Here is a 25,857-nt window from a genome sequence, read left to right on the forward strand (position 1 = left end):
GTACCCGGACCGGTTCGCCGGTGAACAGCACCGGCCGGGCCCAGAGGACGTTCTCGACGCCGGTGGCGCGACCGTGCCCGGCGCGGGCGGCGGCGTCGACGGCGAACTCCAGGGCCGCGACGGCCGGCAGGATGCGCACCTGCCCCAGCGCGTGGTCACGCAGGAAGAACTCGTCGCCGGTGAGCAGCCGCTCGGCCGGCTCGGCGGTGAGGGCGGCGGGCGGTTTGATCCAGTACCGGCGGGTCACCGGCGGCGGCTGCGGCAGTGACAGCCGGGCCGGGCGCGGACCCGCCTGCTCCGGCCAGAGGACCGGGGTACCCGCGACCCAGAGCCGGGCGGCCTCGTGGAGATCCGAGGCCTGGACGGGCTCGCCGGTGGCCGGCACTGCGGTGCCGGTGACCACCCCGGTGCCGTCGCGCAGCCGCTCGGTCAGCTCGGCGACGCTGGTCACGACCACGGTGAGGCGTTCGTCCAGTTCCTCGCGGCCGGTGCGCAGGGTGCTCTCGATCCGGTCGAGGGCCGCCTCCGGGTGCTCCTGCAGCCAGGTGACCAGCTCGGCCCGGTACCGGTCGAGCTGGTCGCGGCCGCCGGCCGACAGGACGATCAGCCGGGTGGCACGGTCCTCGGTGCTGTTACCCATCAGTGCTTCTCCGCTTCCGCCACGACGACGTGTACGTTGCTGCCACCCATGCCGAAGGAGCTGACGCCGGCGCGTGCCGGCACGCCGTCCGGCGGCTCCCAGGGCTGCGTCTCGGCCTGGAGCCGGAACGGGCTGCCGGCCAGGTCGATCATCGGGTTGGGGGTGCCCAGGCCGGCCAGGCCGGGCATCAGGCGGTGCCGCATGCTCAACAGCACCTTCACCACTCCGGCGACGCCGGCGGCGGCCTCCAGATGGCCGATGTTGGACTTGACCGAGCCGAGCCCGGTGCGTCCCGCCACGACAGGCAGCCCCCAGTCGCGGTAGAGCTGCCCGAACGCCTCCCGCAGCGCGTCCACCTCGATCGGGTCGCCGAGTGGCGTCCCGGTGCCGTGCGCCTCGATGTAGCCGATGGTGTCGGGCGGCACCGCCGCCGCCCGGTGCGCCGTGAGCAGGACGTCGCGCTGGGCCTGCGGGTTGGGCACGGTCAGCGAGTGGGTGTGGCCGCCGTGGTTCTCGGCCGAGCCGATCAGGACGCCGTGCACCGGGTCGCCGTCGGCGATCGCGCGCTCCAGCAGTTTGAGCGCCAGCAGGACCACGCCCTCGCCCCGGCCGTAGCCGTCGGCGCGCTCGTCGAAGGTCTTGCACCGCCCGTCGGGGCTGAGCATTCCGGCGCGGCTCAGGCCGGTGAAACCGTGCGGGGACAGCAGCAGGTTCGCGCCGCCGGCCAGGGCGAGTTCGCAGTCGCCGAGGTGCAAGGCGCGGGCCGCGCGGTGGATGGCCACCAGGGAGCTGGAGCAGGCGGTGTCGAAGACCGCGCTGGGGCCGTGCAGGTCGTACACGTAGGAGATGCGGTTGGCCGCGATCGAGGCGACGTTGCCAATCAGGAAGTGATCGCCCATCTCCGGCGAGCCCGGGCCCAGCAGGCTCAGGTAGTCGGCGCCGCTGAGACCGACGAACACCCCGGTACGGCTGCCGACCAGTGCCGCGGGCACGAGCCCGGCGTCGAGCAGGGCCTCGTCCGCGGCGTGCAGCAGGAGCCGGTGCTGCGGATCCATCTGGGCCGCCTCGCGCGGCGAGATCCGGAACCGCCCCGCGTCGAAGGCGTCGACGTCGCGCACGAACGAGCCGCGGAAGCGTTCCGGGAACACCCGGGCGGAGAAGCCGCGCTCCAGCGGGTACGGCGCGGTGAGGTCGCGCCCCTCGGCGAGGTGGGTCCAGAACTCGTGCAGCGACCCGGAGGCCGGCAGCCGGCCGCCGACGCCGATGATCGCCACGGGCGGGTAGCCGAGGGCCTCAGGAGGTACGGCGGGCCCGGAGGCCCGGACGGTGGCCGCCGCCCGGGCCCGCTCGGGCTCGGCTGCGGTCTCGGTGAAGGTGTCCAGGCCGCTGGCGCCGAGGTGCGCCGCGAGTGAGCTGAGCGCGGGGTGCGCGTAGAAGAGCGTGGGGCTGATCGGTACGCCGAAGCGGGTGCGGACCGCCATCGCGAGCCGGGTGAAACCGACCGAGTCGAAGCCCGCCTCGCCGAGCGGCCGGTCCACCGGGATGTCCTGCGGCGCCACCCCGGCGACACCCGCGGTCAGCTCCCGCAGGGTGGCCAGCAACCGGCCGCTGTCGCTCGGCCGGGGCTCCCGCGGCCTCTCGGCGTGGCCGAACTCACGGATCAGTTCGTCCAGGGAGGCGGTGGCGAGCCGGACCGCGTCGATCTTGGCGTTCGGGGTCATCGGCAGGCCGGTCATCGGCACCGTCCGGGACGGGATCATGTACGCCGGAAGCCACTCCTCGATTCGCCCGGCGATCGTCGCGACCGCCGCGGGCTCGGCGACGACGAAGGCGACCAGGCGCGGATGCCCGGGCCGCTCTTCGCGCAGGACCACCCGCGCCTCGCCGGTCGCACCGGTACGCCGGATCGCCGCCTCGATCTCGCCGAGCTCGATCCGGTGCCCGCGCAGCTTGATCTGCCGGTCGGCGCGACCGAGCAGCAGCAGCTCGCCGGTCTCGGTCCACCGGGCCAGATCTCCGGTGCGGTAGCGCCGCTGCCCGTCCTGCTCGACGAAACGCTCGGCGTTCAGTTCGGGGCGGCCGCGGTAGCCGCGGGCGACGCCGTCACCGCCGATCAGCAGTTCCCCGGTGGCGCCGAACGGGACCGGGCCGCCGTCCGGGCCCGCGAGGTGGAACGTCGTGTTCGCGATCGGCGTGCCGACCGTGATCGGCCGGTCGCGGCGTACCCGCAGCGCCGAGGACCAGATCGTGGTCTCGGTCGGTCCGTACATGTTCCATAACTCGCCGGAGCGGTCGAGCAGGTCGGCCGCCAGCTCGGCGCTCAGCGCCTCCCCGCCGCAGAGCAGCCGGGGTACCCGTCCGCTCCAGCCGGCGGCGAGCAGCATCTGCCAGGTGGCCGGTGTGGCCTGCACTATGGTCGCGCCGCTGCTGTCGAGCAGGCCGGCCAGCGCGAAGCCGTCCCGGGTGACCTCGGCCGGCGCGATGTGGACGGCCGCACCCTGGGTGAGCGGCAGCAGCAGTTCTAGGCCGGCGATGTCGAACCCGGCCGTGGTGACGGCCAGCAGCACGTCGTCGGCGGCGCACCCGGGCCGGTTCGCCATCGCGGTGAGGAAGTTGACCAGGTTGCCGTGGGTGACCTCGACGCCCTTGGGTCGGCCGGTGGATCCGGAGGTGTAGAGCACGTACGCGAGATCGTCGTCGTGGCAGGCGACCGGCGTGCCCGGGGCGGCGTCGCCCGAGTCACCGAGCGGGATGCGGGCGCCGGGTGTCCCGGCCGGCAGGCGGTCGGCGTACGCTGGGTCGACGAGGACCGCGGCGAGACCGGCGTCGGTGCAGATGTGCGCGAGGCGGGCGGCCGGGAAGCCCGGGTCGAGCGGTACGTAGGCCGCGCCTGCGGTGTGCGCCGCCAGCATCGCCACGATCATGGCGGCTCGCCGGCCGGACAGCACACCGACCAGGTCGCCGCGGCCCACGCCGGATTCGCCGAGGGTTCGCGCCAGTGCGTGCACCCGCCGGGCCAGTTCGCCGTAGCTGGTGGCACCGTCGGCGTCCACCACCGCGACGCGCTCCGGGGCCGATGCCGCGCGGGCCAGCACCAGGCCGGCCGCGGTCACGTCGCGCGGCCGGGCGACACGGGTGTCGTTGGCCCGGTCGACAAGGGCGCGTTCCGCCGCGGTGATGAGGGGCAGATCGCCGATCGGCCGGCGCGGATCGGCGGCCACGGTTTCCAGCAGCAGCCGGTAGTGCTCGGCCAGCCGGTCGGCCGTGGCCGGGTCGAACAGGTCACGGTCGTACTTGAGGTAGACCAACGCCTCCGACCCGCGCACCACCACCTCGACGACCAGCGGGTTCTCACCCTCCTGGGTCAGTTCGAGGGCGTCCTGGAAGACGGTCTGCCCGGCGGCCATGTCCTGGTCGCCGCCGACGCCCTGTTGCAGGTAGAAGCCGATGTCGAAGGAGACCGCGGCGCCGCTGGCGCGGCGCAGGTCACCGACCACGGCGGCGAACGGGTAGGAGCTGTGCTCCTCGGCCTGCGCCATGTGGTCGTGCACGGCGGTCATCAGCTCGGCGAGGCTGCGCTGCGGGTCGCAGTCGATCCGTACCACCACCGCATTGATCAGGTACCCCACGGTGCGGTCGAACCGCTCGGAGATCCGGCCGTCGGTCGGCACCATGACGCTGATGTCGCGGTGGCCGGAGTGCCGGTGCAGCAGTGCGACGAAGGAACTCAGCAGCACGCTGAACGGGGTCAGCCCGGCCGCTCCTGCGACCTGGCGGAGGGCCGCCCAGGTCGCCTCCGGCAGCCGGAACTGCACCATCGCGCCGGTGTCGGTGGTGGGCGGCTCGACCCGGTGCCGATCGGTGATCGCGTCGAGGACCGGACCGCTGGAGGCACCGGCCAGCTGGTCGAGCCACCAGCGGCGGTGCTTCTCGGCCTCCGGCCCGTCGAGCAGTTCCTGCTGGCGACGGACGAACTCGCGGTACGGGGTGGCCGGCTCGACCGGCGGCAGAACGCCTCGACCGGCCAGTGCGTCGTGGCAGGCCACGATGTCGCGCAGCAGCAGGTGGCTGGAGATCCCGTCGGTGATCATGTGGTGGAACACCAGGAGCAGCAGTGTCCGGCCACCGGGCGCCGCGATCAGCCACATCCGGTGCAGGGGGTCGTGCTCCAGGTCGAACGGGGTGTGCACCAGGCGCCGGATGCGCGCGGCGAATTCCCCGTCGGTGACATGCCCGAGGTCGAGCCGGACCACCTCGGCGGGGCGCTCGGTGATCTCCTGCACCGGCGTGGTCCCGTCCAGTCGGACGGCGATCCGCAGACCCGGCTGCCGCTCCACGACGGCGATCAGGGCCCGGGTGAGCACGTCCGGGTCGATCCCGTCGCCCAGCCACAGCCCCAGCGGCAGGTTATAGGAGGTGGTGCCGGGCCGGCTCGCGTGGATCGCCCAGAGCGCCGCCTGGCCGCGGCTGAGCGGGTACGGCCCCGGCTCCGGTGCCGGAGCGGTCAGGCCGCGCAGCAGCGACTCGGCGATCTCGTCCGGCAGCTCACCGGAGGCGACCGCGGCGAGGACGTCGCGCAGTGCCGGGCTCATCGGACACTCCCCTGCCGCAGCTCGGCCAGCGCGTCGTCGACCGTGACCGATCCGTCGCGCAGCCCGGCCAGCAGGGCGCCGACTCCGTTGGCGGCGGCCGGGGTGGGCGTCGGCTCGGGCACGGCGGCCGACGTGGGTGTCGGCTCGGGCGCGGCGGCCGCGGGCAGGGGGCCGTACGTGTCGTGCACGGCCCGGGCCAGAGCGCGCACGGTCTGCCCGACGCCGAACATGCGGGCGGGTATGTCGACGCCGTAGGCGGCGCCGAGGCGGCGGCTGAGGCGGCGCAGGCCCAGCGAGTCCACACCGACGTCGGACAGCACCCGGTCGGGTGGCAGACGGTCCGGTGCCATGCCCAGGTGCGCGGCGAGCAGGGTGCGGACGTGGTCGCGCACAGCTGCCTCCGGGTCGCCTTCGGCATCCGTTCCGGCCGGTGTCGGCACCGGCTCGGACGGGGGTGCCGGCTGGGACGGGGGTGCCGGCACAGACGGGGATGCCAGCTCGGACAGAGGTGCCGGTACGGCCGCCGCGGGCTCGGGCCATGTGTCGGTGGCCTGATCCTGATCGATTCCGGCGAGCCCGGCCGCGGCGGCCTGAGCCTGGTCGAATCGTGGCCCGGGGGTGATCCAGTAGCTCTGCCGGGCGAAGGCGGAGGTCGGCGCCGGAACCCGGCGGATCGGTTCCCCCGGCCACAGCTCGGCCCAGTCGATCGCGACGCCGTCCACCCACAGCCGGGCGATCTTGTCGAGCTTGCCGGCCGCCACCACGGTGCGCAGGTACTGGCGTCCCTCGGGGCCGTCCAGCAGCAGCGCCGTGCCGGTCCCTTGCCCGTCGCCCGCGCTGACGCCGTCGGCGGTCACACCGGCCAGCCACTCCTCCAGGCGTTTCACCAGCCCGGCGAGGTCGTCCGCGACCACGGCGAGCCGCTCGGCGAAGACCTCCCGGCCGGTCTGCAGCGTGTAGGCCAGGGCGGCCGGGTCCACCTCGTCGGCGTCCCGCGCCCAGCGGACCAGGTTCTCGGCGTTGCCACGCAGCCGTTCGGCGTCGCGGGCGGACAGCACGAACAGGTACGGCCCGGTACGACCGGCGCTCGGCCGGGTGCGGAACTCCTCCAGCACAAGGTGCGCGTTGACACCGCCGAGACCGAATGAGCTCAGCCCGGCACGCAGGGGCGCCTCGGTGCCGTCCGGGCCGGTGACGCGCCGCCACGGCTCACGGTCGCGCAGCACGTGCAGCGGGCTGCCGTCGAGACGCAGGTACGGGTTGAGCGTCTCTAGGTGGGGACTGCCGGGCAGCTCGCGGTGCCGCATGGCGAGCAGCACCTTGATCAGCCCGGTCACGCCGGCGGCCGCCTCCAGGTGGCCGGTGTTGCTCTTCACCGCGCCGAGCGCGACCCGGTGCCCGGTGCCGTCGGTGCCGTGAGCGGCGTACAGCCGCCGGAAGGCGGTCTTGAGGCCTTCGATCTCGACCGGATCGCCCAACTCGGTGCCGGTCCCGTGGGTCTCCACGTAGGTCACCGTGCGCGGGTCGGTCCCGGCGCGGTGGTGCGCCGCCACGATGCAGGCGGCCTGGGCGGCCGGGTTCGGCGCGGTGAGCGAGTTGCTGCGCCCGCCGTGGTTGATCGCGCTGCCGCGCAGTACGCCGTGGATGACGTCTCCGTCCGTGAGGGCCGCGCTGAGCCGCTTGAGCACCACGACACCCACTCCCTCGGCGCGGGCGATGCCGTTGGCGCGGGCGTCGAAGGCGCGGCAGCGGCCGTCGGGGCTGAGCATGTCGGCCTGGCTCATGTCGACGAACAGCGTCGGCGACGCGATCACGTTGACGCCGCCGGCCAGCGCGACCGTGCACTCCCCCCGCTGGATCGCCTCCGCCGCGTGGTGCACGGCGACCAGCGACGACGAGCAGGCGGTGTCGATCGTCTCGGACGGGCCGTGCAGGTCCAGCAGGTACGACACCCGGTTGGACAGGATGGCGTGCGCCCGGCCGACGGTGTTGTACCCGTCGAGCGGCACCCCGAGCGCGTGCTGGAGCTCGAAGTAGTCGTAGGTGCTGCTGCCGACGAAGACGCCGGTGTCGGTGCCAGCCAGGTCGGAGGGCCGGATACCGGCGTCCTCAATGGCCGTCCAGGTCGCTTCGAGCACCAGCCGGTGTTGCGGGTCCATCGCGACCGCCTCGGTGGGCGAGATGCCGAAGAACTCCGCGTCGAACAGGTCCACTCGGCGCAAGAACCCGCCCCAGCGGGCGGTGGTGCGGAATTCCCCCGGCTCGGGGTCGCCGTGGATGCGCCGCCAGTCCCAGCGGTCCGCGGGGATCTCGGTGACCAGGTCGTCGCCGGCGGCCAGGTGGGCCCAGAACTCGTCCAGGTCGTCCGAGCCGGGCAGCAGACCGGCCATGCCGACGATGGCGACGCCGTCGACACGGGCGGGCTCCGCCACCCCGGCGGCTCCGGTGCCCGCGACCGGCCCGGAAGACGGGACGGGCCCGGAGGCAGGGAGGAGCCCGGAAGGCGGGACGGGCGCGGAAGACGGGAGGAGCCCGGAAGTCGAAGCCGGAGCGGCGACCGGAGTGGTGGGTGCCGCAGGAAGGTAGTGGCGAGCCAGCTCTTCCCCGTACTCCTCGATGATCTTCGCCACCAGCTCGCCGGCGGTGGCCACTCCGAAGAACGCCGCCGGGGTCGCGTCCAGGTCCCAGCGCACGTTCACCTGGTGGCTGAGCTTGGTGTACATGATGGAGTCGAAGCCGAACCGGCTGAGCTGGTCGCCCTCGGTCAGCTCATCCCCCCTCAGCCCGGCCACGCCGCGCAGCAGAGCCAGCAGGTCGGCGGCCACCGCCGCACGCCACGGTTCGGAGCCCGGCGCAACGGGCTGCGGAACGGCCGGCGTGACAGCCGGCGGAGCCGGCTCCTGGTCGGGCGTCCGCACGCCGAGTTCGGCCAGAGCCTGCTCGGTACCCGACACGACCACCACCTGAACCTCCTGTCGGCCGAGCACGTCGGCCAGTGCCTCGATGCCCGTGCGGGGCGGGAGCGGATGAAGACCGGCCGCGGCCAGCCGGCCCCCGTGGCGCTCGGTGAGCGCCGAGCCCGACCACGGCCCCCAGTTCAGGACGCGGACCGGGAAGGGCAGACGGGCGGCGAGTGCCTGCCCGATCGCGTCCTGGGCCGTGCAGGCGGCGGCGTACGCGGCCTGGCCCGGATTGCCCAGGAACGACTGCAGCGAGGAAAAGATCGCGAAGAAGTCCAGGTCCCGGCCGTCGATCGCCTCGGCGATCGCCAGCGTGGTGCGGGTCTTCGCGGTCAGCCCCTCGGCGAACCAGTCCTCGTCCAGCGCCGCCAGTGACCGGTCCCGCGCCACCGTTGCCGCGTTCACCACTCCGTGGATCACGCCGACCCGGTCGAACACCGCCCGTATCCGTTCCGCGTCGCGAGCGTCCGCCTGGTGGAACTCCACGGACGTGCCGGTTGGGTCGAACGCGGCGATCCGGGTGGCCCGGGCGCCCTCCGGGCGGGTCCGGCCGATCAGCACCACCCTTGCGCGGTGTTCCCGGACCAGGTGCTCGGCCAGGTCCAGGCCGACGTCCCCGGCGCCGCCGACCAGCGCGTACGTCCCGCCGTCGCGGAACACCGGCCGGGTACCGGTGTCGTCGAGCGGCCGGAGCACCCGCTGGTACCAGCGGCCCGAGCGCAGCGCATAGTCGCCCGGCGTGGCGGCGGCGACGGTGGTGGCGTCGCCGGGGCCGACGTCGATCGCGCTGATCCGCCATCTCTCGCACTCCCGGCGGGCCGACTTCACCAGTCCGTGCGCGGCCGCCGCGACCGGGTCGGTGATCGGCCCGTCCACCGCCGCGGCGGCGCGGGTGACCACGGTCAGCGTGAGCTCGCCCGCGCCGGCCGGCCGGGTCTGCAGATGCCGGATCACCCGGAACAGCTCCCGGACCGCGGGCTCGCCGCCGGTGACGACCGCGTGCACGACGGCGGGCGTGGGCAGCGACTCCAACGACGTGGAGGTGACCCGGTGCACGTCGCTCGCCGGGTAGTCGTCGCCGCCGAGCAGCCAGACCGGTCCGTCGGCCGGCGGGCGGGTGCCCACGTCCGCGATGCGCTGCCAGCGCGGCGCGTAGGCGCCCACGGGCTCACCGGGTACGGGAGGCTCCTCCAGCCGTGCGCCGATCCAGCACCGGCGTCGCTCGAACGGGTAGGTGGGCAGCGGGATCAGCGTGCCGCCGGTGTCCGGCCAGACGGCCTCGGCTCCGGCCACCCACCGGTCGGCCGATGTGACGCCATCGGGGCGGGCCAGCGCGGGGTGGCCGGTGCCGTCGATCGCCGCGCCGAGGGCCGCGACGAGCGTCGACCGGTCGGCGGCGGTCACCGCCAGCCGCTCGGTCATCGCGTCCCGGCCATGCTGCAGCGTGTGGGCCACGTCCACCAGTTCGACGTCCGAATCCAGGGCGGCACGCAGGGCGGTCGCGTAGCGGCGCAAAGCCTCGGGGGTCCGGGCCGAGAGCGGGAACACCAGCGGACCCGCCGACGCCGCCGGGACCGCCAGCTCGTCCGGCTCCTCCACCACGACGTGGGCGTTCACCCCGCCGTAGCCGAAGGAGCTGACCCCGGCGCGGCGCCTGCCGCCGCCCGGCGGGCGGTGCCAGGGTGTCGCCTGCCGGATCAGCTGGAACGGGCTGCCCTCCAGCCGCAGGTGCGGGTTCGGCTCCCCGAGTCCGGCCACCGGCGGCAGGATGCCGTGGCGCATCGCCAGCAGGACCTTGAGCAGCCCGGCGATGCCGGCGGCGGACTCCAGGTGCCCGATGTTCGCCTTGACTGCGCCCAGCCCGCAGAACGGCTCGCCGGGCAGCCCGCCGTGACGGCGCGCCAGTTCATCGAAGGCCATCCGCAACCCGTTGATCTCGACCGGGTCGCCCAGCTCGGTGCCGGTGCCGTGGGTCTCCAGGTATCCCACGGTGGCCGGGTCGACGCCGGCCTCCGTGTAGGCGCGCACGATCATCGCGGCCTGTCCGGCGGGGTTGGGCGCGGTCAGTGAACGGGCCCGGCCGCCGTGGTTGACCGCGGAGCCGCGCAGCAGCCCCCGAACGCGGTGCCGACCCGCCGCGCCGGCCCGGGTCAGCACGACCAGGCCCAGCCCTTCTCCTCGGACGAACCCGTCCGCGCGGGCGTCGAACGCCTGGCACCGGCCGGACGGGCTGAGCATGCCGGTGCGGCTGAGCAACAGGTGGTTGTGCGGCGACAGGATCAGGTTGATGCCTCCGGCGACCGCGATGTCGCACTCCCCGGAGCGGATCGCCGCAGCGGCGCGGTGGATCGCGACCAGGGAGCTGGAGCAGCCGGTGTTGACCGGCTCGCTCGGCCCGCGCAGATCCAGCAGGTAGGACACCCGGTTGACCAGGATGGAGTGCGCGGTCGCGGTGGCCGCGTGCGCGTCGACGGGCACGTCCGAGCGGCGCCGGATCTCGTCGTAGTCGCTGGATCCCGCGCCGACGAACAGCCCGACCGACCGGCCGGCGAGTGTGCCGGGCGGCAGGCCGGCGTCCTCCAGCGCGGTCCACACGCCCTCCAGCAGCAGCCGCTGCTGGGGGTCCATGCCGGCGGATTCCTCCGGCGAGATCCCGAAGAACAGCGGATCGAACATGTCGGCGTCGCTGATGAAGCCACCGCGCCGGGCGTGTACGTCGGCGGGCAGGGACCGCCAGTCCCACCGGTCCGCGGGCACGTCGGTGACCAGGTCGTCCCCGGCGACCAGGTGGTTCCAGAAGTCGTCCAGGTCGCGGCTGCCGGGCAGCCGCGCGGTCATTCCGATCACCGCGATCAGGTCGTCGGTCGATGTCCGCGGCGCGGGGCTCGGCGGCGCCTCGGCTTCCGCCGTCTCCGGTACGGGCTGCGCATACCGTTCCGGCAGGGTGGCGCCGTAGTCCCGTTCGAGCCGGGCGGCCAGTGCGCGCAGGGTGGCGGTCTCGTAGAACAGGGTGGGCGTCACGTCGATGCCGAAGGTGTCGTTGAGCCGCCCGGCGAGCAGGCTGTAGCTGACCGAGTCGAACCCGTAGTCACCGATCTCGGTGTCCAGGTCGAGATCCTCGGCGGGGATGCCGGAGGCCTCGGAGGTCAGTGCCAGCAGCTCGGCGGTGAACGAGGCGCCGTCGTGTGCCGGGGCCTGCGCCGTGTCCCGCCCGGGTGCCAGCGCCGGTGCCGGTTGGGTGGCTCGCGCCGCGGCGGTGGCCACGACGACGTGCTGGAAGTTGCGGCTGGTCTCGCCGTCCGTGGGCAGCGCCTGGAAGCGGTCGTAGCCGGCGCCGGTCAGCACCGCGTTCCAGCCGGCCACGTTCAGCAGCGGTGATCCGGGCAGCCGCAGGTGCGTGTCGGTGTGTGCCCACCAGCCGTCGAACAGCCCGTAGGTGACGGTGGCGGCCAGGGTGACCGTGGTCAGCTCGTTGAGCAGCAATTGCCCGCCGGTGCGCAGCACGGTGCGCAGGTGCCGCACGGCGCGGCTCACGTCCGAGGTGGCGTGCAGGACGTTCGCGCCGACGGCGAGGTCGAAGCCGTCCGTGGGGAAGCCCTGGGCGACCGGGTCGGTGTCGAGGTCCAGGCGCTTGAACCGTACGAACGGGTACCGCTTGCCGAACTCGCGGCGGCCGTGGGCCAGGAACGCCACCGACAGGTCGGTGTACCAGTACTCCAGGTGCTCGCCGTGCGGAGCCAGGGCGCGCAGCAGGCCAGCGGTGGTGCCGCCGGTGCCGGAGCCGACCTCGACGATCCGGATCCGCTCACCGGGACGCAGTTGCGCCCGGCGGCGGCCGACGTGCTCCAGCAGCCTCGCGGTGAGCACATCGTTGTAGAGGTCGCTGATCGGGTTGTCCCGGTAGATCCGCTCCATCGCGGAGGTGCCCGAGGCAGGGAACAGCAGGTCGGTGGCGAGCAATTCGCCGCGGAGCAGCATCGGGTAGCGGTCGAGGCAGCGGCGCAGCAACTCGACGAAGACCGCGGACGCCGGATGGGCCGCGGCCAGTTCGCCGAGGCGCGCGGCGTGACCTCCGGCGAGGGCCTCGGCCAGCGCGTCCCGATCCGGCCGGAACCGGTTCTGGTGGACGGTGAGCACGCCGTCGTCGGCGAGCATGGTCAGCAGGGTGTGCAGCAGGCGTTCGTAGCGGGGGGTGACACCCACGCGGCGGGCGACCTCAGCCGCATCCGGGTCGGGTCCATGCCAGGCGCCGATCTCGTGCAGCACGGCCAGCAGTGCGCCGCGGGCGATGGCGGTCATCTTCTCGTCGACAACGTGGAAGTCGTCGACGACCCGCAGGTCGGCGCTGGTCAGCAGTCCGTCGGCAGGTGTCACGGCCGGTGTCGTCCCTTCGCTGGGGGTCATCCGCTCCCGCAGTGCGACGCTGCCGGGCGCCACCACGAGCTGCGGGGCCGGCCGGCGCAGCGCCTCGGTCAGCTCGGTGAAGCCGGGGTCCGGGGTGATGGAGTGGAATCCGGCCGCGGTCAGTTCGGCGCGGTGCTTCTCGGTGGCGACCGCGCCGACCGTGCCCCAGAAGCCCCAGTCGACCGCCCGGACCGGATACGGCAGGCGTTCGTCGAGGCTGTGCGCGTAGGCGTCCAGGAAGGTCGATCCGGCCGCGTAGTTGCCCAGGCCGGGTTCGCCGAGGAAGGACTGGGCGGAGGAGAAAAAGAGCAGGAAGTCGAGTTGCGTCACGCCGATCGCGTCCACCAGAGCGGCGGCGACGCCGGACTTGGCCGCCAGGCTCTCGGCGAGATCGTCGTCGGAGAGGTCCCGGACCAGACGGGAGCGCTGCACCATCGCCGCGTGGATGATCCCGTACACCTGGCCGGCCTGGTGCAGCGCCGCGGCGAGCTGCCGGGCGTCGGCGGCGTCGGCGCGGAGGTAGCGGATCCGGTGCTCGGCCGCCAGGTCGGGACGCTCCCGGCGGCCCACCAGCACCACCTCCGCGTCCCACTCCGCGACCAGCTTGCGGGCCAGGGCCAGGCCGATACCGCCGCCGCCACCGACGATCAGGTAGCGGCCGCCCCTGCGCAGTGGCTCGGGGCCGTGCGGGGCGGGGGCCTCGCTCAGCGCCTGCCGGTGCGCAGTCGTCCCGGTGTAGGCGATCCGGGTTCCGCGCCGCGCCGGGGCCGGCAGGTCCGCGGTCAGGTGGGCCGGGTCGAGGTCGACGACGGCGACCGACCACCTGCGGTGTTCGTTCTCCAGGACCCGGGCGAAGCCGAGGACCCCGGCCGCGTACGGGTCGGTGAGCCGCCGTCCGGGCGGGGCGGCCGCCCCTGCGGTGACCACGACCCAGTCGATCTCGGGCAGCCGGGCCCAGCGGCGGGCGTAGGCGGCCAGCGCCCGGACCCCGGCCGCTTCCCCGCCGGCGACCCGCGCGGCTTCGGATCCGGCCGTGGGCGCCGGGCCGGTGAGCAGGTAGACCACCCGCGGGTCCCCGGTCACCGGGCCGCCGATCTCGACGAGTTGCGCGCCGGGATGCCGGGAGGCCAGTTCGGCGGCCAGTGTCATCCGTTCCGGTGCGTAGAGCACCACGACCGGACCGTCCGGTGTCACCGGTTCGGGGGCGGGACAGGGCTCCCACCGTGGAACGTCGGCGCCCAGGGACACCGGCTCGGGGCGCGGCACCGCCGCGCCGGGCGCATCAGCGGTGCCCGGGCCGGTGGCGCCGGTTCCGTCGGTGTCCGTCCCGACCCAGCAGCGCACCCGCTCGAACGGGTAGCCGGGCAGGGAGATCTTGCGGGCCCGCCGTTCGCGGTGCAGCGCGGTCCAGTCCGGGGCGGCGCCGTTCACCCAGGCCGCGGCCAGCGTGTCCGGGTCGGCCGAGGCGGGCGCGTCGGCCGGCTCGGTGGCGCGTCCCCGGTGGACGCGCGACTCGTCACCGTTCAGGAAGGCCCGTAGCGCCGCGCGGAGTTCCTCGACGTCGGCGGCCACCACGGCCAGCCGCTCGGTCATCGCGTCGCGCCCGACCTGCGTGGTGTGGGCGATGTCCGCCAGCGAGACGGTGCCGCCCAGCGCCGCGGCCAGGGCGGACAGGCTCGACTGGGCGTCCACCCGGGGCGGTTGCCCTTCGCTGCGGGCGGCCACGGCCTGCATCAGCCGGTGCAGATCGTCCGCGTCCAGGCCCAACTCCTCGAAGGAGGCGTCCCGGTCGGCGCCAGCGAGCCCGGCCGCGTCGGCCAGGTCCGCCAGCTGGTCCCCGGCGGGCAGCTCGGCGTAGCGCTCGGCGAGCAGGCGCAGGGCCCGCGGGGTACGCGCGGACAGCAGCACCACCTGTGGGCCGTCTCCGGTGCCCGGTGCCGGTGTCGGGTACTCCTCGACGACGAGGTGGGCGTTGCTGCCCCCGGCGCCGAACGCGCTGATGCCGGCGCGCCGGGGCGCGTCCCCGGTGGTGCGCCACGGGCCGACGTCCTGCTGGACGCTGAGCGGGGAGTGCTCCCAGTCGATCGCCTCGTTCGCCGGTCGCGCGTGCAGCGAGGGCACCAGGGTGCGGTGCCGCAGTTGCAGCAGCACCTTGGTCAGTCCGGCGATGCCGGCCGCGGACTCCAGGTGCCCGATGCCGGACTTCACCGAGCCGAGCCGGGTGCCGCCGGTTCCGAAGACCTGGCTGAGCGCGGAGATCTCCACCGGATCGCCGAGGGCGGTGCCGGTGCCGTGCGCCTCCAGGTAGCTCACCGTGGCCGGGTCCACGCCAGCGCGGTGCAGCGCCTGCCGGACCACGTCCGCCTGCGCCGCCGGGTTCGGTACGTAGAAGCCGCCGGCGCGCCCGCCGTGGTTGACCGCGCTGCCTTTGATCACCGCGAGCACGCGGTCGCCGTCCGCCACGGCGGCCGCCAGGGGTTTGAGGACGACGACACCGACGCCCTCACCGGGGACGTACCCGTCGCCACCGGCGCCGAAGGCCCGGCACCGCCCGTCCGTCGAGACGAACCCGACCTGGCTCAGGTGCAGATATTTGTACGGGTGGACGATCAGGTTGACGCCGCCGGCCAGCGCCAGCTCGCTCTCTCCGGAGCGCAGGCTCTCGCAGGCCAGGTGCAGCGCTGTCAGGGACGACGAGCACATGGTGTCCAGCGCGAGGCTGGGACCGCGCGCGTCGAGGAAGTAGGAGACCCGGTTCGCGACCGCCGAGGTGAACGACGTCGGCAGCACCGGCAGCCGGTCCTCGGCGCCGAGGCCAAGCATCTGGTACTGGGTGAACATGACGCCGGCGAACACGCCCACGGGCCGGCCGGCGACCGCGGCGCGGGGGATGCTGGCGTCCTCCAACGCGTGCCACGCGGTCTGGAGGAACAGCCGTTCCTGCGGGTCCATGCCCTCGGCCTCGCGCGGGGTGATCCGGAAGAACGCGGGGTCGAACTCGTCGATCCCGTCCAGGAAGCCGCCCCATTTGCTGTACGAGCGCCCGGCGGCCCGCTCCGGTTCGAAGAAGCTGGCCAGCCGCCAGCGCCGTTCCGGGATCTCGGTGACGCAGTCGCGTCCGTCGAGCAGGTTCGCCCAGAACCGGTCCAGGTCTGGAGCCATCGGATAGCGGCCCGCCACGCCGATCACGGCGATGTCCCGGCCGGACGGCTGCGCATCGCCCGCAGGTGCCGCGAGGGGTTCCCGGACGGGGGTCGCAACGGAGCGGCGGACCGCGCCCATGGCTGGTTCCGGGACCGTGGTCACGGTGTCGGTCTCCGGCTCGCGCAGCTCCAGAGCCCGGCGGGCGTGCTCGGGTCGTCCGTGTAGTACGACGACCTCGCTGCCCCGGTGGTCCCGGATCGCGTCGAGGATCGCAAGGCCCTCGTCGGTGGGCAGCGGCACCTGGCCCTGCCGCCGGAACACCGCCTCGGTCGCCGCGTCGGTACGCATGCCCCCGTCCGCCCACAGCGGCCAGGCGACCGAGGTGAACCCGTACTCACGGGCGCAGGCGTCGACGAAGGCGTTCGCCGCGGCGTAGTCCGCCTGTCCGATATTGCCCGCGACCCCGGTCACCGACGAGAAGGCGACGAAGAAGTCCAGGCCGAGATGCCGGGTCGCGTCGTGCAGCAGCAGCGTGCCGCGCACCTTGGGCGCCAGGACCGCCGACAGGTCGTCCGGTGACTTCCCGGCCAGCAGGCCGTCCCTGAGGACCCCGGCGGTGTGCACCACCCCGTCGAGGCGGCCGTGCCTGGCGAGGATCCCGTCGACCAGGGCTTGGACGTCCGCAGACACGGTGACGTCGGCGCGTACGAACTCGGCGTTCGGCGACTTGCTCGGCGGGGTACGCCCGGCGAGTACCACCGTGGCGCCCTGCGCGGTGAGGGACGCGGCGAGCGCACGGCCCAGGCCGCCCGCGCCACCGGTGATCAGGTAGACGCCGCCGGGCCGGAGCGGCCGCGTTCCGCCGGGCGCCGCGTCGCGGTAGCGGCGCACGAACCGGCCGCCGTCGTACCGGACCCAGGTCTCGCTGGGGGCGGACAGTTCGGCCAGCACGGCCCGGGGATCGGGGTCGCCAGCGCATTCCACCACGGTCACGGCCAGGCACGGCTGCTCCAGGCGGATGGTGCGGGCCATTCCGGCCACCGCCGCGGCGACCAGCGGCTGGGCGACGTGCACCACCGGCACCGGGGCGTCCAGCAGCACCTGGGCGAGCGCCAGCATCTCCCGGCACGCGGTCTCCACGCCCTCCGGTAGGTCGTCGCCGGCCCGCGGGCCGAGGTGCACGACCGAGTCCGGGGCGCCGGGCAGGTCGGCCAGCAGGGCTCGCAGGTCGTCCGGCGCGTCGGGGCGCAGCTCGTACTCCCGCTCCCCCAGCCGCCGGAAAGCCGGGCCGCGCCGGGCGGTGATCTGATCCGGCCGCAGCCGGGCGTCGCCGATGATCAGCAGGGACCCGATCGACGGCGGGTCCGGCCAGGCCGTCGGCTGCCATGTGCCGGTCAGGCAAGCCGTGGTCGCCGGGGTGTCGTCGGGCGGCGGCGCCTCGGTGCGCGGCCGGTCCGGGATCAGGCCGGCCAGGTGGTCCGTGACCGCGTCGACGGTGGGGTACTCGAACAACAGCGTCGGGTAGAGCGTGATGTTCCACCGCTTCTCGAAGGAGCGGACCAGGGAGAGCAGGTCCGTCGACTCCAGACCGAGGTCGTAGAAGCCGCGGTCACCCTCCACCTCCAGCAGGTCCGGGTCGGCCGCGACCTGCCGGACCAGCTCGACGATCTCGGCGCGCAGCGAGGCGCCCGGCGCGGGCGTAGGAGCGGCCACGGGCGCGGGTGCCGCGGTCGCCGAGGCGGTGAGCCGGGTGATCGCCTCGGTAGAGCGGACCCGCTTGAGAACCAGGCCGGCGAATCGGGCGGCCGGCGCGCCCGAGGCGTCGTACAGGTCGATGTCGGCCTTGACGATGTCGGCGGCCGGGCCCGCCGGGGTGAGCCGCATCTCCACCGTGCACGTGTCGCCGAGCGGCCGCACCGCGCGGAACTCTCCGATGTGCAGGGGAATCAGCGGCCGTTCATCGGCTCCGGCCCCGGTGAACGCCAGCGCGTACGCCTGCATGGTCGACCCGTCGAGTAGGGCCGGGTGCAGCATGAAGTCGTCCGCCGTGGCCCGCGCCTCGGCGCCGAGCGCGAGCCGCGCCCGTACCGCATCGGCCTCGACCCGCATCGTGCCGAGACAGCGCATGAAGTCACGGTGTTCGATCCCGACCGACCTGCCGATCGTGTAGACCTCGCCGACGTCGCGCGCTGGTACGGCTCCCGCCGGTGTCGGGGATCCGGTCAGGGCCGGCAGGCCGACGCGGAGGATGGCCCGCAGATGCGTGGTCTGCGCGTCGTCGGCCGGAGCGCCGTCGCGAACGCGCCGGCTGGTCGCGGTGACACGTGTTATGGCGCCGTCCGGCTCCAGCAGGACCGTGACCTCCCGGTCGAAGCCCTCGGTGGTGGTGAGCGGCTCGACGAAGAGAACGTCGCTAAGCCCGGCGCCGCCCGGCTTGATACCACGCTCGGCGAGCAGGCGATACACGATGTCGAGGAAGGTCACCCCGGGCAGCGTGCGCACCCCGTGCACGCGGTGATCGTCGACGATCGGGTTGTCCCCGGTCAGCCGGAGAAGGCAGCGAACAGCCAGACGGCTCACGTGTTCTCTCCCGGTGGTTTCGCAGCTCAGCGGTGGGAACGGTCGAGCGCGGCGGCCGCGACCGGCGTGACGGTGAGATCGAGGCGCGCCGACCGGACCGGTGTCGCGGCGGGGCGGGCGGGTCTCGTGGGGATCTCGGCGCGGCGAGGCCAGTACCGGCGACGCCGGTACTCCGGTGCCGGGAGCGGAGCCCGGCCGGTCCCCTCGGGCGTGCCGGGGCCGAGTACGACGTGGGCGTTGGTTCCGCCGAATCCGAAGGCGCTGACCGCGACTCGGCTGCCGGCGGGCAGCTCGGTCGTCGTACGCGCGGGGAAGAACGGTGACTCGGCGAACGCGAACCGCGGATTGGGCCGCTCGCAGTGCAGGGTCGGGACGATCAGCCCGTGCCGGAGCGTCTGCACGGCCTTGATGAATCCGGCGATCCCGGCCGCGCTGAGCAGGTGTCCCATCGAACTCTTGACACTGCCGATCCCGCAGTACTGCTGGTCGCCGGTGTGCTGCCGGTAGACGGCGGTCAGCGCCTGCAACTCGATCGGGTCGCCGATCATCGTGCCGGTGCCGTGCGCCTCGACGTAGCCGATGGTGCGGGCGTCGATGCCGCCGCGGGCGAGCACATCGGTGATCAGCGCCCGCTGGGCGTGCCCGTTCGGGGTGGTGTGGCCCATCGTGCGGCCGTCGTTGTTGACACCGGACGCTTCGATAACCGCGAGGATCCGGTCGCCGTCGCGTTCGGCGTCGTCGAGACGCTTCAGCATCACGAGCCCAGCGCCCTCACCGGGGACGAAGCCGTCGGCGGACTCGTCGAAGGTGCGGCAGCGTCCGGTGGGTGACAGCGCCTTGCCGGCGCTGAGCATCAGATACGGCTCCTCGTCCAGCAGCAGGTCCACGCCGCCGGCCAACGCCATCTCGGACTCGCCCAGCATCAGACTCTGCGCCGCCAGGTGCACGCTGACCAGCGCCGACGAGCACGCGCTGTCGACCACGAGGTTCGGCCCGGCGAGGTCGAGGAAGTGCGACACGTGCGCCGCGATGTAGTTCTGGTTGATCCCGACGATGGACTCGCGGGTCAGCGGCCGCAGGTGTTCGCGGTGGTTGCCGGTCCGGCCACCAACGAAGACGCCGACTCGGCGGCCGCGCAACTCCTCGTCGGTGTACCCGGCGTCGCGGACGCACTCGACGGCGACCTCCAGCGTCTTGCGCACCAGGGGGTCGAGCTGCCGTGCCGTCTCGTCGTCGAAGCCGAAGTAGTCCGGGTCGAACAGGGCGGCGTCGTCGAGGAAGCCGCCCCACCGGCTCTGGCTGAACCCGGGGCCGCCGTCCGGTCGGTAGAGCGCCGTGGTGTCCCACCGATCCGCCGGCACGTCGCCGACCATGTCCCGCCCGGCGAGCAGTGCCTGCCACAGCTGTCCCGGGTCGGCGGCGCCGGGCAGCCGGCAGCCCGTCCCGATGACCGCGATCCGCATCGGCGCGCCGTCAGGGGCGGGCGTGCGCGCCGGCGCGGCGGACGCCACCGGGCCGGTGGCCGAGGCGGGCACCCCTGCGGCGGTGAGCGCGGCGGCAAGCCGGGCCAGTGTCGGATGCTCCTGGAGCAGGCTGGGATCCACGACGTCGCCGAGCGCCGCCTCCAGATCACGGACCAGCTCGGCCATCAGCAGCGAGTCCACGCCGAGGTCGACGAGGCGGGTGTCGGGCCGCAGCAGGGAACGTTCGGTGCGAGTAGTCCGGGCCACCACGTCGGCCAGCCAGTCGATGCCGGCCGGCTCCAGCTCATCCGCCGGGGCGACGACCGGCGCCGGAGCCGTCTCGGGGGCACGCCGCGGCGCCCGGAACAGCTCGTCGGCCGGTACTGCCATCCGGCCAGTCAGACAGGGCAGCAGAATCGGTTCACCAGGCACCCGCAGCGCCAGGTCAAGCAGACGCAGCGCGTCGGCCTCCGCCAGGTCGGGGATGCCCAGCTCGTTCCCGGCGCTGGTGCGCCGCTCGCCCATCCCGACGTCCCGCCAGAGCGGCCACCGCAGCGACCGGACTACGCACCCGGGCTCTTCCGCGTGCGCCTCGGCGAAGTCGTCGAGGACGTTGTTGGCCGCGGCGTAGTCCAGATAGCCCCCGGCCAGCCGGGGCGACCCGGCCGCGATCGAGGAGAACAGCACCATGAGCCGCGGCAACCGGCTGCCGAACGCCGCCCATAGTGTCTCGACGGCAAGTTTGGGGCGTAGCACGTCATCGATCTCGTCAGCCGTCTTGGCCAGGAACGACCGGGGTCGGCGCATGACCCCCGCGCAGTGGAAGACCGCCGCGATCCCGTCGGCGCGGCCTCGATGCCGGTTGATCAGCCGGCGCAGCGTAACCACGTCGTTCAGCGCATGGGTGTGGACGGAAAGCTTCACGTCCCGTTCGGCGAGGGCCAGCAGGGCGGTGAGGCGCGCGCGCAGCAGCGGGTCGGTCGACGGATCGGCGACCAGGGACGTCCAACGGTTGCGGGCAGGCAGCTCGGAGCGACCGATCAGGACGAGGTGCCGCGCGCCCCGGTCGACCAGGTGCTCGGCGAGGCGCAGGCCGATCCCGCCAACGCCCCCGGTGATCAGAACGGCGCCCCGGTCCAGACCGGTCAGCGGGTCGAAGTCGCCGGGCTGGGCGAACCCGGCCACGCGGCGCCGCCGCCGGGAGCTGGTGTACCGGATCTCGGTCTCCTGGTCGTCGGCCGTACTCTCGGCCGCGACCGCGGCGGCCAGGTCGGCCAAGTCACCGTCGACCCGGACGGTGCGGGAGATCACCGTGGGCAGTTCTCCGGAGACGGCACGGTAGAAGCAGGCCAGCGCCGAGCGGCGAGCGCCGCTGATGTGCAGACAGCGCAGGCCGGTACGCGGATACCGGCTGAGCACCTCGCGCAGTGCCTCAATCCGCTCGGTGACCAGCGCGCCCGGTTCTTTCCAGTCGACCAGATCGGCGACGCCGGTCAGGCCCTGCACGGCGGGCAGCGGATCACCGGGTCGATGCGCAACGGCGTCGTCGCCGAACAGCGTCGGCGCCAGGCTCGGGTCCGTCGTGAGGACCAGGAAGCGGCCGCGCTGAGCCGACGCGGGTGGCGGCGCGTCCTGCCAGTCCGCAGTGAGGAACTGAGGGGCAGCGGTGGGCGCCGCCCAGTGCTGGTCCCGGCGGAACGGGTAGGTCGGCAGCGACACGATGGGGGCGACCGGCACTGGGCCCTCGATCCCGGCGTCGCCGGTGAGCGGCTCGGCCTCGACGGCGGCGGCCAGCGCCTCCGCGAGCTCGCCGAGGTCGGCCGCCGTGACGGTGACGCGGCAGGCCAGCGTGGCCCGGCCGGTGCTCATCGTCCGAGCGATCGAGGCGAGCGGAGGCGCTTGCGGTGACCGCACCACGTTCAACAGCGCGACGAGCGCGTCCCGCAGGGCCTGCGGGGTGCGAGCCGACACCGGCACCGCCACCCGGCCGGTCGGCAGCGCCTCGGCGGCGGGCGGTGCCTCCTCCAGGACCACGTGCGCGTTCGTGCCGCCCATGCCGAACGAGCTGACCCCGGCGCGGCGGGGGCCGCCTCCGGGCGGCGGCTCCCATGCGGCCTGTTCCAGCTGGAGCCGCAGCGGCGACCCGGACAGGTTGATCATGCGGTTCGTCCGGCGCACATTGCGGGTGGCCGGCAGGGTCCGGTGGCGCATCGCGAGAATGACTTTGATCATTCCGGCGATACCGGCGGCGGCCTCCAGATGACCGATGTTGGTCTTGAGGGATCCGATGCCGCAGTGCGGCGCGTCCGGCATCGGGTGCCGGCTCCGGTCGTACAGCCGGCGGAACGCCGCCACCATGGCCGACACCTCGATCGGGTCGCCCAGCCGGGTACCGGTGCCGTGCGCCTCAATGTAGCCGACGGTGGTGGGGTCGACTCCCGCCGTGGTGTACGCGCTGACCAGCAGGTCGGCCTGGGCTTCCGGGTTGGGCGCGGTGAACGACTGCGCCTGCCCGCCGTGGTTGACCGCCACCTCGCGGATGACCGCGTGCACCTGGTCGCCGTCGGCGAGCGCCCGGTCGAGGGGTTTGAGCAGCAACGCGCACGCCCCCTCGCCGCGGACGTAGCCGTCGGCGCCGTCGTCGAACGTGTGGCAGCGGCCGCGTGGGCTCAGCACGCCGGCCCGCTGGTACGCCGCGTGCCGTCCCGGGTCGCACAGCACGTTCACGCCGCCCGCGAAGGCCTGGTCGCATTCTCCGGCCCGCAGCGCCGCGATGGCCTGGGCGACCGCGACCAGCGACGACGAGCAGAGGGTGTCCACGGTGACGCTCGGGCCGCGCAGGCCCAGGGCGTACGAGACCCGGTTGGCCACCAGCGACGGGGAGACCGCGACGCTCAAGTGCGGTTCGTCGCGACCGGCGTGCTCGGCCAGAACGGTGGCGTAGTCGGAGTGGCACACCCCGGTGAAGACGCCGGTCAGGCTGCCCGCCAGCGTGGTGGGATCCTGTCCGGCATCCTCGGCCGTCGCCCACGCCACCTCGAGCATGAGTCGCTGCTGGGGATCCATCAGCGCAGCCTCGCGGGGACTGATGGTGAAGAATTCGTGGTCGAAGCGGCGGATATCGTCGAGCAGCGCCGCTCGGCCCACCAGATCCGGGTGCGCGGCGGTGTCCCAGCGGTCGACCGGGATGTCGCGGATCGCGTCCTCGTCGCGGCCGAGCAGGTCCCACAGCTCACCCACGCTGTCCGCCCCGGGGAAACGTCCGGCCATGCCGATCACCGCGATCGGCGCCGCGGCGTCCGGCTTCGGTACGGCCGTGGCGGCGACCGGCGAGGGCTCGTGGCCCTCGCCGCGGATCACCCGCGCCATGGCGGCGGTGGTGAAGGCCTGGAACATGGCGCTGGGATCGATCTGCCGGCCGTGTTCGTCGTGGGCCAGCGCCACGACCTCGGCCAGCGCGACGCTGTCCAGGCCGTACCGGCGCAGGTCGTCGTCGGCGGTCAGGGAGCCGGCGGGCCGGCCCAGCGCCCGTTCCAGCAGAGGCAGCAGCACCGCGTCCAGGTCGTCGGTCGCGGGCGCCGGGTCCGGCGGGGCCGTCGCGGCGCGGGTGGTGACGGCGTCACCCCAGAGTCCGCCGAACACGCTGGGCCCGCGCAGTGCCTTGACCGTCTCGATCCGGGCCAGCGGCCTGTTGTCATCCTCGCGCAGCAACGTCGAGGTCAGCACCGCCCGGTGACCGTCCTCCAGGCGCAGGTCGTCGAGCCGGTATCGCACGGTGTCCTCGGCGCCGCAGTTCGCCAGATACACGACGTCGCGGCTGACGGCGGCGGCCGCGGTGGCCCACTCGCCGCCTGGCGCCAGCGAGTGCAGGTACCGGCGCTCGCCGTGGTCGTTGATGTGCGGGTAGGAGGCGAAGTAGAGCAGGCCGAGGGCGTTGACGTCGACGACCGGGTTGAGTTCGTAACGCTCGGTGTGCAACCCGGGGCCGTCCGGGTGGTGCCTGCTCCGCGCCTGGAAGTCGTGCAGGAAGGCCAGTTGGTCGGCGTCCGGCTCACGGGCCGGCAGGCGGCCGGGGAACTGGGGCACGCCAGGGACCAGCCAGTTGCGGTCCGAGCGGCGGACGAAGACGGTGAGCAGCCGGACGTCGACGTGTGCCGTACCGGTGGCGAACCGGATGTCGGACAGGAACCGCCGGTCGTCCAGTCTGGTCAGTTCACCGCTCATCTTGCCTTCGTCGAGCTCGGCGAAGGAGGCGAGCGAGGCACTCGCGGTGTGCCGGACCCGAACGAAGGCCGGCAGTAACCGGGTGCCGTCGGCGTCGGCAAGTTTGTTGACCGAGGTGCCGAAATACTCACCGATCAACGACCAGTGCAGGTCGCCGGACTCACGTAACAGCCAGTTCTCGGAGAGGCCACCGGTGGCGAGCGTCGGCAGCCCCAGAACGACGCGCCGGGCGGTCACGAGGCAGAACCAGAGGCGTGGTGACCGGGGAGCTGCACGTAGCCGTGCTGCCACCTATCTGGCCCCGATATTCGGTGATATAACGGGCCAGAACTCACACTCATCTGCATCAGTAAACTCCCGCGTGTCATCCGTTGCATACAGAACGTAACCCAGTGGATCACTCCCGTCTACAGCGCCTTGCGATCATTTTTCGCCTTACCGAGCGTGACCAACTGCCACTGAGGGAACGGGCAAGACGGTCATTCGTGCAGCACACACCGAAGAATGCCGGGACCCCCACTACCCACCTCGTGAGTCGAATTTGGAGGATGCAGTGGACAAGACTTGCGACATTCGTCATACCGAGCAAGCGGGTGGTCACCCGTGATCGCCGGAGCCGACGGCACCGGATTGCTGAACGCCCTCCTTCCATCCGGTGTCGCCGTTTCCGAGCTGTTCACCGACCCACTGCACATCCACCTGCACCCACAGGAGGCGGCCGTCGTGGCCCGCGCAGTCGACAAGCGCCGCCGCGAGTTCGCCGCCGTCCGTCTCTGCGCACGCACCGCGCTGAGACGGATTGGAGTGACCCCCGGACCGATCCTGCCGGGGCCCAAGGGTGCACCGCAGTGGCCGGACGGAGTGATCGGCAGCATGACGCACTGTGACGGCTACCGGGCGGCAGCGGTAGCTCATCGCGCCACGTTCGCCTCGATCGGGATCGACGCCGAGCCGCACGCCGCTCTGCCCGACGGCGTGGAAAAGCTGACTGCGCTGCCCGAGGAGCGAGTGGCCCTGACCCGGCTGGCCGTCACCCACCCTCGTATCCACTGGGACCGGCTGCTGTTCAGCGCGAAAGAGAGTGTTTACAAAGCGTGGTTCCCATTGACCGGCCGCTGGCTGGACTTCACGGAATGCATCATCACGCCCGATCCGGAACGTCACACCTTCACGGCCGACCTGACCGTGCCCGGACCAGTCGTCGCCGGAAACCGGATCAGCCGGTTCACCGGACGCTGGCACGCCGGGGGTGACGCTCGACACGTCGTTACCGTTGTCACCGTGCCGTGGCCCGCATGACGGACCCCACCGGCCACGCCGGAAAACCCCCGACGTGATCGCTCGCGACCCTCAGTCGTGTCGGCCAGGGCGGGTACGTGCTCGGCCGGTTGATCCGCTCCAGCGGGTTCGTCGACTGGATCAGCCAAGGTGGTCTGGTCGTCCTTGGCTTCCAGCAGCATCTGTTTGCCCGTGGGGAACTGGCTGCCGAGCATGTCGGTGACGGTATCGACCTGGGCCCTCACCGCGCTCTGGCTGAGCTGGGTGATCGTGCGGATCGTCGCGGCGACCATCTCACCGGCGTCCTTCAGGACCACGCCGAGGACCTCCCGGCCGCCGTCCTCGGTGATGCCGGTCGCGAAAACCACGGCCCGGGAGGCGATCTGGTGGTGGCCCCGAGCCTTGCAGTAGGTGACGCCGAGGTAGCTGTAGGGGAAACGGGTGCGGAACGCGGTCAACGGCTCGTCCGGGGCAGCGCAGATCCGGGAGACCTCGCTCTTGGACATCCCCGTGTCCAACCCCAGAACTTTGACCAGGTCGTTGACTCTGCTGCGCAATTCGCTGCGGGGGTG

The 25,857-nt window shown here is 73.3% G+C and carries 5 protein-coding genes and 1 pseudogene (1 of these 6 running past the window's edge); 1 reads left to right on the forward strand and 5 read right to left on the reverse strand.

The features are described from left to right. The 4 genes in view from OHB41_RS08235 to OHB41_RS08250 are tightly spaced (at most 26 nt apart) and all read right to left on the reverse strand, a layout consistent with a single transcriptional unit that may run on beyond the window. Positions 1-640 carry the 5' end (the start) of an L-histidine N(alpha)-methyltransferase gene (locus OHB41_RS08235; RefSeq protein WP_266697296.1) on the reverse strand. Its footprint begins 18,323 nt before the window's first position, so the window shows 640 of its 18,963 coding nt (coding positions 1-640); it begins with the start codon at positions 638-640; its stop codon lies beyond the left edge, outside the window. Beyond that, positions 640-5,232: a non-ribosomal peptide synthetase gene (locus tag OHB41_RS08240; protein ID WP_266697297.1), complete on the reverse strand. Its 4,593-nt coding sequence runs from the start codon at positions 5,230-5,232 to the stop codon at positions 640-642. The genes OHB41_RS08235 and OHB41_RS08240 overlap by 1 nt, the downstream gene beginning before the upstream one ends. Beyond that, a complete protein-coding gene (locus OHB41_RS08245; protein WP_266697298.1) occupies positions 5,229-18,320 on the reverse strand; it encodes an SDR family NAD(P)-dependent oxidoreductase in 13,092 nt (4,363 codons plus the stop codon). The genes OHB41_RS08240 and OHB41_RS08245 overlap by 4 nt, the downstream gene beginning before the upstream one ends. 26 nt (positions 18,321-18,346) lie before the next feature. Next, complete coding sequence (locus OHB41_RS08250; protein ID WP_266697299.1) at positions 18,347-24,244, reverse strand: beta-ketoacyl synthase N-terminal-like domain-containing protein; 5,898 nt, start codon at positions 24,242-24,244, stop codon at positions 18,347-18,349. 393 nt (positions 24,245-24,637) lie between these two features. Here OHB41_RS08250 and OHB41_RS08255 point away from each other — a divergent pair, with 393 nt between their 5' ends. Further along, positions 24,638-25,306 carry a 4'-phosphopantetheinyl transferase family protein gene (locus OHB41_RS08255; protein WP_266705740.1) on the forward strand — a complete coding sequence of 223 codons (669 nt, stop codon included), beginning with the start codon at positions 24,638-24,640 and terminating at the stop codon, positions 25,304-25,306. An 85-nt stretch (positions 25,307-25,391) separates the two neighbouring features. Here the strand turns inward: OHB41_RS08255 and OHB41_RS52570 are convergent. Next, positions 25,392-25,830, reverse strand: a pseudogene (locus OHB41_RS52570) (transposase); the annotation flags it as partial. Between the last annotated feature and the right edge of the window lie 27 nt (positions 25,831-25,857).

Source organism: Streptomyces sp. NBC_01571 (assembly GCF_026339875.1).
Taxonomy (GTDB): Bacteria; Actinomycetota; Actinomycetes; order Streptomycetales; family Streptomycetaceae; genus Streptomyces.